The sequence below is a fragment of the Telluria sp. ZT3P39 genome, from assembly GCF_059685935.1.
Map to the genome: position 1 here is coordinate 22,725 of NZ_JCASIH010000036.1, position 9,327 is coordinate 32,051.

Annotated in this window: 9 protein-coding genes and 1 riboswitch; of the genes, 7 read left to right on the forward strand and 2 right to left on the reverse strand. The window is 66.7% G+C overall.

Annotated features, from left to right (window positions below; translation table 11 throughout):
* Positions 1-92: 92 nt before the first annotated feature.
* Positions 93-336, forward strand: a riboswitch (cobalamin riboswitch).
* An 82-nt stretch (positions 337-418) separates the two neighbouring features.
* The 4 genes from AC56LR_RS20630 (at position 419) to AC56LR_RS20645 (ending at position 4,410) form a co-directional block, all read left to right on the forward strand.
* Positions 419-2,392, forward strand: a complete 1,974-nt coding sequence (locus tag AC56LR_RS20630) for a TonB-dependent receptor (protein ID WP_497133202.1) — start codon at positions 419-421, stop codon at positions 2,390-2,392.
* On the forward strand, positions 2,392-3,303 hold the full coding sequence (locus AC56LR_RS20635) for a cobalamin-binding protein (RefSeq protein ID WP_497133204.1): 912 nt from the start codon (positions 2,392-2,394) through the stop codon (positions 3,301-3,303). The genes AC56LR_RS20630 and AC56LR_RS20635 overlap by 1 nt, the downstream gene beginning before the upstream one ends.
* Positions 3,304-3,421: 118 nt before the next feature.
* On the forward strand, positions 3,422-4,084 hold the full coding sequence (locus tag AC56LR_RS20640) for a thiol:disulfide interchange protein DsbA/DsbL (RefSeq protein ID WP_497133206.1): 663 nt from the start codon (positions 3,422-3,424) through the stop codon (positions 4,082-4,084).
* Positions 4,081-4,410 (forward strand): hypothetical protein, encoded by a 330-nt coding sequence (locus AC56LR_RS20645; protein ID WP_497133208.1) that lies wholly within the window; start codon positions 4,081-4,083, stop codon positions 4,408-4,410. The genes AC56LR_RS20640 and AC56LR_RS20645 overlap by 4 nt, the downstream gene beginning before the upstream one ends.
* A gap of 9 nt (positions 4,411-4,419) precedes the next feature.
* Here AC56LR_RS20645 and AC56LR_RS20650 read toward each other — a convergent pair whose 3' ends face one another.
* Together AC56LR_RS20650 and AC56LR_RS20655 are read right to left on the reverse strand one after the other, a co-directional pair.
* Positions 4,420-5,016 carry a DUF6151 family protein gene (locus AC56LR_RS20650; RefSeq protein WP_497133210.1) on the reverse strand — a complete coding sequence of 199 codons (597 nt, stop codon included), beginning with the start codon at positions 5,014-5,016 and terminating at the stop codon, positions 4,420-4,422.
* Between the two features lie 17 nt (positions 5,017-5,033).
* Positions 5,034-6,335 carry an ATP-binding protein gene (locus tag AC56LR_RS20655; protein ID WP_497133212.1) on the reverse strand — a complete coding sequence of 434 codons (1,302 nt, stop codon included), beginning with the start codon at positions 6,333-6,335 and terminating at the stop codon, positions 5,034-5,036.
* A 352-nt stretch (positions 6,336-6,687) separates the two neighbouring features.
* On the opposite strand from AC56LR_RS20655, the gene AC56LR_RS20660 reads away from it, so the two are divergent.
* The 3 genes from AC56LR_RS20660 (at position 6,688) to AC56LR_RS20670 (ending at position 9,142) form a co-directional block, all read left to right on the forward strand.
* Positions 6,688-7,533, forward strand: a complete 846-nt coding sequence (locus tag AC56LR_RS20660; protein ID WP_497133214.1) for a protease complex subunit PrcB family protein — start codon at positions 6,688-6,690, stop codon at positions 7,531-7,533.
* Between the two features lie 65 nt (positions 7,534-7,598).
* On the forward strand, positions 7,599-8,444 hold the full coding sequence (locus tag AC56LR_RS20665; protein WP_497133216.1) for a MipA/OmpV family protein: 846 nt from the start codon (positions 7,599-7,601) through the stop codon (positions 8,442-8,444).
* Between the two features lie 2 nt (positions 8,445-8,446).
* Positions 8,447-9,142, forward strand: coding sequence for a hypothetical protein (locus AC56LR_RS20670; RefSeq protein WP_497133218.1), 696 nt, complete (start codon positions 8,447-8,449; stop codon positions 9,140-9,142).
* Positions 9,143-9,327: the final 185 nt, after the last annotated feature.

Consider the following 9,327-nt stretch of genomic DNA (forward strand, 5'->3'; position numbering starts at 1 on the left):
CTGCTCGACTATATCCAGACGGTGGTCGAAAGACCACGCTTTTGCGACAGGAAGGCGAAAGCGCCGACGGAAGCCTGTCCAGGCTTGTCAGGTTATAATCACCGCGTTTTGGTGCCCGCGCCCGCGATCAGCGAGCGCAGTTAAACGGGAAACACGAGGCAACAGTGCTGCGCGCTGCTGCCAGGATGTGCTGCCCCCGCAACGGTCAACAAGCGTCGCCCTCCATGTGGTTCGGAGGACGGCAGGCCGCCTCGAATACCACTGTGCCGGCGTGCATAGGAAGGTGAGGCGGTCGGTCTTGCAAGCCCGGATACCGGCCAGGACAGGTGGAAGCGCCACAGGCTCGCATGCTGGTGGCGTCTTCCGTTGACTCCGGTGTGCGGGGACGCAGGCCGGTGCTTTTACCGAGAACCATCACATGAAATTTGCTGCCGTACCACGCAGCGCGCCGGCCCTCACGCCGCTCGCGCTGGCCTGCGCCTTGTCGTCTTCCATCTTTGCTCCCCATGCCCTGGCCCAGGAACACAGCGTCCAGCTCCCTGAACTGCCTGCGGTCGTCATCACCGGCGCGCGTTTCCCGGCGCAAGCGGACGCGCCGATCGGCGCCACCGTCATCACCTCCGGCCAGATCCGCCGCGCCGGCGCGCTGGACGTCAACAGCGCGATCCGCAAGATCGGCGGCGTCTACGGCCGCCAGAGCCTGGACGGCTCGCCCGACTTCGGCCTCGATTTGCGCGGCTTCGGCTCGAACAGCAGCCAGAACCTGGTGATCCTGGTCGACGGCGTGCGCATGAACGAAAACGAATTGTCCGGCGCGACCCTGGCGTCGATCCCGGTCGATACCGTCGAGCGCATCGAGATCACGCGCGGCGGCAGCAGTGTGCTGTATGGCGAAGGCGCCACCGGCGGCGTCATCAACGTCATCACGAAGCGCGGGGGGGCAGCAGGCTACCACGGCTCGGTCAGCGTCGAGGGCGGACGCTTCGACCAGATTGATGCGCGCGCCTCCGTGCGCCACGGAGAAGGCCCGCTCTCCTTCGACCTGGCCGCGGCAAAGCAAGGCACCGACAACTACCGCGACAACAACGCCTTCCGCCAGAAGAGCATCAGCGGCGGCTTCCAGTGGGCGCAGGACGCGACCCGCCTCGGCATGCGCGTCGACAGCGCGCGCCAGCACATGCGCTTCCCGGGCTCGCTCACCGAGCAGCAATTCCTGGCCAACCCGCGCCAGACCCTGACCCCGAACGATTTCGGCTCCACCGACAGCGACCGCGTGACGGCCTTCGCCGAGCACCGGATCGGCAGCGTTGATTTGGCTGCCGAGCTGGGCCACCGCGAGCGCGAAGTGCAGTCGGCCTATGACTTCGGCGGCTTCCTGTCCGAGGCGACCTATCGCTCGCGCCAGACCCAGTTCTCGCCGCGCCTGCGCCAGAGCGCAAGCTGGAGCGGCCTTCAGAACGAATTCGTGGCGGGCGTCGACCTGGTGCGCTGGGAGCGCGACACCAGCTTCGGATCCCAAGCAAGCCAGGACTCGAAGGCGATCTACCTGCGCGACGAGATGCGCTTTGCCGGCGCCCTGAACGCCCGTCTGGCCCTGGGCGCGCGCCACGAGCGCTTCGAGAAGGACGAGGCCAACGCGGCACTGGCCGTTCCCGCCGGCGAGCAGTCGCAGAACGGCTGGAGCGTGGAAGGCAGTATCGACGCCGCGCCCGGCCTCACCCTGCACGCCAAGGCCGGGCAGAGCTACCGCATCCCGAACGCCGACGAAAATGGCTACCGCTCGAGCGGCGCATTGCTGGACGTGCAGACCTCGCGCGACCTGGAGCTGGGCGTGAGCGCCGGCAGCGACGCGCGCCGCATCGCGGCCCGGGTCTTCCGCCACCGCCTGCATAACGAGATCTTCTTCGACCCGACACTCTCCGGCGGCTGGGGCGCCAACACCAACCTCGATCCGACCCGCCGCCAGGGCGTCGAAGTCGAAGGCCAGCTCGCGCTGGGCCAGGCCTGGCGCTTCACCGGCCAGTGGCAGCGCGTCGAGGCCGAATTCACTGCCGGCCCGAATCTCGGGCGCGAGATGGTGCTGGTGCCGAAGAACGTCGTCACCGCGCGCCTGGCCTGGACGCCTGGCAGCGCCCACGGCGCCGACATCGGCGCCCAGTGGGTCGACAGCCAGCGCTATGGCAACGACTTCACCAATGCCTGCGGCGCCCGCATCCCGTCCTACGCTACCGTGGATGCGCGCTATGCCTACCGCGTGGGCGCGTGGGAAGCCGCGGTCACGGGCCTGAACCTGCTTGACCGCCAGTACTACAGCAACGCCTACGGCTGCCGCGCGGGGATCTACCCGAGCGATGGCCGCCAGCTGAAGCTGTCGCTGCGCTACGAGTTCTGATGAAGGCGCTGATTCGCTCCCTGCCGGTGCTGCTGGCAGCCATGGCTTGCGCAAGCGCCGCGGCGGCGGTCAGCGTGGTCGACGACGCCGGCCGCCGCGTCACGGTGCAGGCGCCGGCCAGGCGCATCATCTCGATGTCGCCGCATGCCACCGAACTGCTGTTCGCGGCCGGCGGCGGCGCGCGCGTGGTCGGCGCCATGAACTACAGCGACTATCCGGAAGCGGCCAAGACCATCCCCCTGGTCGGCAGCAACAGCCAGATCGACATGGAGCGCGTCCTCAGCCTCAAGCCCGACCTGATCGTGGTCTGGCATACCGGGAACACGGCGCGCCAGATCGCCCAGCTCGAATCGCTCGGCATCCCGATCTTCCACAGCGAGCCGCGCAAGCTGGCGCAGGTGGCCGGCAATATCGAGCGGCTCGGGCAGCTGCTGGGCACCCATGCCACCGCGCAGGCGGCGGCGGGCGCCTTGCGCAACAAGCTGGCTGGCCTGGAAGCGCGCTACGGCAAGCGTTCGCCCGTGACCGTGTTCTACCAGATCTGGGACCAGCCGCTGTACACGCTCAACGACGCGCAGATCGCCAGCGACGCGATCCGCATCTGCGGCGGGCGCAACGTGTTCGGTGCGCTGAAGGTGGTGGCGCCGGAAGTGGGCATCGAGGCGGTGCTGGCGGCCGACCCGGAAGCGATTTTGGCCGGCAAGCGCTACGACCCGGCCAATCCGGGGCTCAAGGTGTGGGCGCCGTATCCGGGCATGACGGCGGTGAAGCGGGGCAACCTGATCACGGTGGATGGCGAGCTGCTCACGCGGCCCGGGCCACGCACGGTGGACGGGGCGGCGGCCTTGTGCGAGCTGCTGGACAAGGTGCGGCAGCGGCGGCCGGCGGTGCGTTCGCCGCATAGCAAGTAACTCAACATCAAACCGTTAAATCCGTAAGCAAATGCAAAATTGCCCCTCCAGCTACGAGGGAAGGGTAAAAAGATGGTAATCTCCCGGCGTTTGCTCAATCACTTGTGGAAGGAAATCTATGCGTTCCCTGCGTTTTGCCCTCATCGCCGCCACCATGGTCGCCAGCACTGCCTTTGCATCCCCGGCAGACCCGAAAAACGGCGTGGATTACCAGACCTTGACCGCGCCGCAGCCGGTCCAGGCGGCGGGCAAGAAGGTCGAAGTCATCGAATTCTTCGCTTACCACTGCCCGGCCTGCAACATGGTCGAGCCGATGCTCAACGGCTGGGTCAAGAAGCAGGGCGACAACATCGTCATGCGCCGCATCCACCTGCCGTTCCAGGGCCCGGCCGATCCGGAAGCGCACCTGTTCCTGACGCTCGAAGCGATGGGCAAGCTGGAAGAATTCCACGGCAAGGTGTTCCGCGCGGTGCACGTCGAGCGCAAGCGCCTGATGACCGATGACGCGATCGTCGACTGGGCCGTCAAGAACGGCCTGGACAAGGCCAAGTTCATGGAAACCTGGAACTCGTTCGGCGTGACCACCAAGCTGCGCCGCCTGGGCCAGCTGCAGGCCGCCTACAAGGTCACCGGCACCCCGACGATCATCATCGACGGCAAGTACGTGGTGTCGCCGGGCCAGGTGGCCGAAGCGAACAAGATCCAGGACGTGGGCCAGATGCTGCAGGCGACCTCCCAGGTCATGGACGCACTCGTCGCCAAGGCAGCCAAGACCAAATGAGCAAGGACGTCGAACGCGAAGTCCTCAAGATGTACGATGGGTCCCGGCCCAACGAGGACGACCTGTTTGAGACCAGCAATGTGAACCACATTGCGTGGTCGCTGGCGGCATTCTTCGGGGGGCTGGCGATCTGGCTCGCCATCGCCCTGGTGAATGCTGAGAACCAGCGTTATGCCCTGATGACCAACAAGTGCCCCGATCCGCTCTTCAAGGGCGGTATCGACAAGGCCTGCCTCGTGACCGTGCGCTCGCGCGACCACTGGTGGGAACACCTCTGGTACGGCTTCACCCACGTGCGCGCCGTGCCCGACACCAGCGAGCGCTGATCGCGTGTCCTAGCGCTGGTCCTGCGGGGTCAGCGCCTTCCTTTCTTCGAGCGACAGCACCTGCACCGGCTTCACCGGCAGGCCGGACTGCGGATCGAAGAACGGATTCTTCCTGTAGCCGCCGCCGAGGCGCGCCTTCAGGAGCATCATCCCGACCTTCGCCACCACCCCGATCGTAGCCAGGCCGTTCGAAGCCACCGGCATGGTTGCCGATTTCGTGTTCACGTGCGACTTGAGCGGGCCGAGTATGCGGTCCATTTCTTCAGGCGAAGCGTCCAGGCAGGCACGCACCAGCCCGACGTAGGAGGTACGCCGGTCGCGCGGCGTAGTCCCGACCGGCGTGCGGCAGCAGCTGGCATACCAGCGGTACAGGCCCTTGGGACTGAGCGACATGCAGGCCAGGTGTTCCAGGCCGGCGTCGAAGCGCACGGCGGCGGGCAGGGCGGCGGCCACTTCGGTGCCGCCGGCGGCACCGAGCGCCCCCGCGCCCAGGAAATGCCCGAAGGCCTGGCAGTCCTTGCAATAGCAGACCGCGCGCGCAGCCACGCGCGCCGTGTCGACCTGTCCCTGTAGTTTGCCGCAGCGGCAGCGCAATTGCATCGTCATGATGGGTCTCGTGTTCGTTAAACGGGAAGGGTGATGACGAAGCGCGCCCCGCCCAGCTTTGAGGCTTCCGCGCGCAGGGCGCCGCCGTGCAGCGCCACGGCCTTGCGCGCGATCGACAGGCCCAGGCCGAAGCCGCCGGTGGCGCGGTCGCGGCTGCGGTCGAGCCGGTAGAAAGGCTCGAACACTTTTTCGCGTTCGTCTGCGGGGATGCCGGGACCGTCGTCGTCCACGGTGATCTCGAGCGCCTGCGGGCTGCGCGTGGCCGCCAGCAGGATGCGGCCGTTCGCATATTTCTGCGCATTGCGCAGCAGGTTGCAGACGGCGCGCGCCAGCAGGCGGCGGTCGAGCTCCAGTTCGCCCAGGTCGGCGGCCAGCACGCAGTCGAGCCGGTGCGGGGAGGGCGGCAGCATCTCCGTGCATTCGCGCAGCACCGGCTCCAGCGGCGTGGGCGCGGCCTGCAGGTTGCGGGCGCTGTCGAGTTTGCTCATGTCGAGCAGCTCGTTGACCAGGGCGTTCAGTTCGCGCAGGTCGCCCTCCATGGCGGCGATGCGGCGGCTCAGGTCGGGGTCCTTGGCGCGGGCGTCGAGCAGTTCCAGCGCGAATTCGAGCCGCGCGATCGGGGTGCGCAGCTCGTGCGACACCGAGTGCAGCATGCTTTGCTGCGCTTGCAGCAGCTCTTCGATGCGGTCGGCCATGTGGTTGATGCGCCCGGCCAGCGGATAGACGGCCTCGGAGGGCTTCATGTGGGCGCGCGCCCCGAGCTTGCCGCTGCCGAATTCGTCCGCCACGCGCGACAGCGCCTGCAAGCCCTGCCAGTGCGAGCGCGACCACAGCGCGATCGGCAGCAGCAGGGCGATCGCGACGATCACATAGCGCAGGGCTTCCATCTTGAGCGCCTGCCCGATGTCGATCGGCAGGTTGGCGGCGCGCAGCACTTCTTCGTGGCTGCCGATATAGCGCTCGCCCGCCTGGTCGACCCGGCGGAACAGGGTGCGTTCGGCCGGATCGAGGACGATCTCGCCGCGCTCGAGCGCGGCGCGCCCGCTCCTGCCCAGCGCGGCGCGGGCTTCGGCCAGGGTGATCAGGTCGTAGCGCACGTCGGACACCACGCGCACGTTGTTCAGGCGCGTGAGCCATTCGTCGGCCGGGGCCTTGTCGACGTATTGTTCGAGCAGGAAGATCTGCGCCGCGGCCTGGCTGCGCGCGATGTCGTCGAGCGGATCGCCGAACAGCCGGCTGAACGCAAAATAGATCACGAAGGTCGCGGCCGTGATCGACAGCATGACCAGCACGAAGAAACGGAAAAAGATCCGGTTCACGTACCCATCCCGCATGACTGGCAGTTACTAGACGCTGCGCAATACATAGTTTCTCCTTGCAGCGCATTGTATAGGAGCAATTGGCCGCTGGAGCATTGTGCATTAAACAAAACTTCCAGGGCAAGTTTAATGCAAGGCGGTTACGAGGTGCTGCACGCCGCCCTTACAATTTGATGACAATTCGCCGACAGTTCAGGGGGGAATACAACATGCAAGATCCTTAAGATACTCATCATCAGGTATCTGGTTTATCTGGTTTTCCGTTTGCCCGCCTGATATGCGAGTGTCGGCGGGTTTTTTTATTCCCAAGGAAACGACTGGCGGAGAGACACGCCGGCAGGAGAAGAACAAGATGAACATGGCTGGGCGCGTCCTGCTTTCTGCCGCCGTGATCGGCGTTACCCTGGCTGCCTGTGGCGGCTCCACCGTGGCGCCGCCCGACCGCACGGCGGGGCAGGGTATCGCGGTGGGCGAGCCCAATGGCGGCGTGCCTGTCGTTTCCGAATACGTCAAGATGGCGCAGGATGCTTCCTGCGCCGGCACCCGCAACAAGCTGTTCGTCATCGACAGCAAATATGTGCTGTGGGACCGCGCCGGCCAGTGCGCCGACGCATCCTATGCCCAGACCCTGATGGGCCCGACTCCGCAGGCGGTGCTGTGCAGCGCCGGCCAGACCATCGCCGGGCCGCGTACCAGCTGCAGCGACGCAGCCCTGCGCCCGCTGTTCGACACCATGCTGCAGAATCTCGACAAGGCCGACCTCGGCCTGGGCGCGGCGAACAAGGTCGAAGCGATCGACCTGCTGCCGGCGCCAGGGGTGCCGCTGGGATTCCAGACGCTGTCCCAGACCACCCGTTCCGGCATCACCGCGCCGCGCGAGGTCGTGGTGGCCGACGCCGATGCCTGGGCCGCCCTGTGGCGGGAACATGCCGGCCTTGAGCTGCCCCAGCCGGCCGTGGACTTCAGCCGCCAGATGGTCATCGCCGTGTTCCTGGGCGCGCGCCCGTCCGGCTGCTACGGCACCGGCATTTCCAGCATCGTGCCCAGGGAGGGCAGGCTCGAGGTGCTGCACGTCGACACCGAACCGGGACCGGGCGTGATCTGCACGATGGCGATCACCTATCCTGCCCATCTGGTCGTGGTCGACCGGAGCAGCGCCCCGGTGGTCTTCTCCAGGAAAATTCATTTCATAGGGTAACAATTCGTGAGAATTCGTCTTGCTCGACGTAAAATATCGGCACGCGAACTCCCGGTTGTAACGACATGAAAAAGCTTTTCGTCCTGGTCCTGGCCCTCTGTGGCGGCGCTGCGAGCGCCCAGACGCCGACCACCAACCCGATGCCCGACGGCAGCCGCGACATGTATGCGGGGCTGGGCGCCGTCTCGGCGCCGCGGTACGAAGGGGCGGACGGCCGGAAAGTATCCGCGTTGCCGGTGCTGCAGGTCCAGTGGAGCGGCGGCGCCTTCATTTCCGGCATGAGCGCCGGCATCCATTTGTCCGGTCATCCGACCCTCGAATACGGCCCGCTGCTGTCGCTCCATCCGCGCCGCAGCGCGTCCGGCACGGGCGCGCGCATCGGCGACACCCAGGGCGCGACCCTGGTGCCGGTCTCCGCCCGCGAGGGCCTGTTCGGCGCGAACCTGCTCAACGGCATGGACGAGATCAAGCTGCGCCTCGAAGGCGGCGCTTTCTTCAATTATTACGTGGCGCCCGAGTGGCGCCTGACCAGCAGCATCCTGGCCGGTTCGGGCAACGACAGCGACGGCGTGCGCGCCCAGCTCGGCATCCAGCGCCTGGCGCTGCAGGTCGCGCCGCACCATACGGTGTCGCTGTCTACCGGCGCCAGTTTCGTCAACAGCGCTTACAACCGCGCCTACTTCGGCGTCACTCCGGACGAAGCCTCCGCCAGCGGCAACCTGGAATACCGCCCGCGCGGCGGCTTGAAGGACGTGCACGTGGGCGCGCGCTGGAACTGGACCCTGGCGCCATCCTGGATCGTGACCTCGACCGTGCAGGCGGCGCGCCTGAGCGGCGACGCACGCCGCAGCCCGCTCGTCGAGCGGCCCACCGACCTCACGGTTTCGACCGCGCTGGCTTACCGGTTCTGATCATGCGCATCGCCCACGCCACTGCAAGCGTCTGCCTCCTGTCCACGGCCTCCCTGGCCCTGGCGCAGGGGCAGCCGCACGCGCTGGAATGGGCCAGTTACCGCGACGCCTACCGCGCCATGGTGGTGTTCGAAAAATACGGCGGCGCCAAGAATCTGCTCCACAACCACCTGCAGCTGGCGCCGCGCCAGAAGGGGCAGCTGGGCGAGGGCATCCAGCTGGTCTTGAGCAGCAAGACCGTGCAGACCAGCTTCGCGCTCGACGCGCTGGGACGCGGCGTGCTGCCGCTGGTGAAGGCCGCCTACGACGAGAACGCCATGCTGGTGCCCAACCACCGGCTGGGCGGCTTCGCCCTGCGCTCGCGCGTGTCGATCGCGCCGCAGCTGGACAACACCTACGACACGACCGGCCTGCGCGCGGCCTGCGAGCAGGCGCTCGCCTTTGCCCGCCACGTGGACGCCACCGCGCGCTCGCGCCAGTGCGTGGGGGTGCGCATGGTGTTCCCGAAGAAGAGCGGTGATGTCTCGGTCAAGCTGCGCCGCCCGGGGGGCGAGCAGCCGCTGCAGCTGGTGGTGGGGCCGGCGTTCGCAGGGGATATCGATAACGACTTCCCGGCGGCGACCTACCGGTTCGGGGCGGAGAGCGGGCAGTTGATTACGTATAGTGCGCCGCTGGCGATCGTGCCGCTGTTCGAGTAAGTCCGCGCTGCGAAAGCTGCCGCCACATCACAAAACCGGGGTCAGATACCGTCTTGAATTGCAAGCCGTTTCGACAGGTAATTTGCGTCGAATGGCTTGCCGGTGCGAATCACCCCGTAAATCAGATGAGTCAATTTGTGCATGACAGCGCAAATGACAGCCTTCATCGGCAGGCCAGTTGTCAG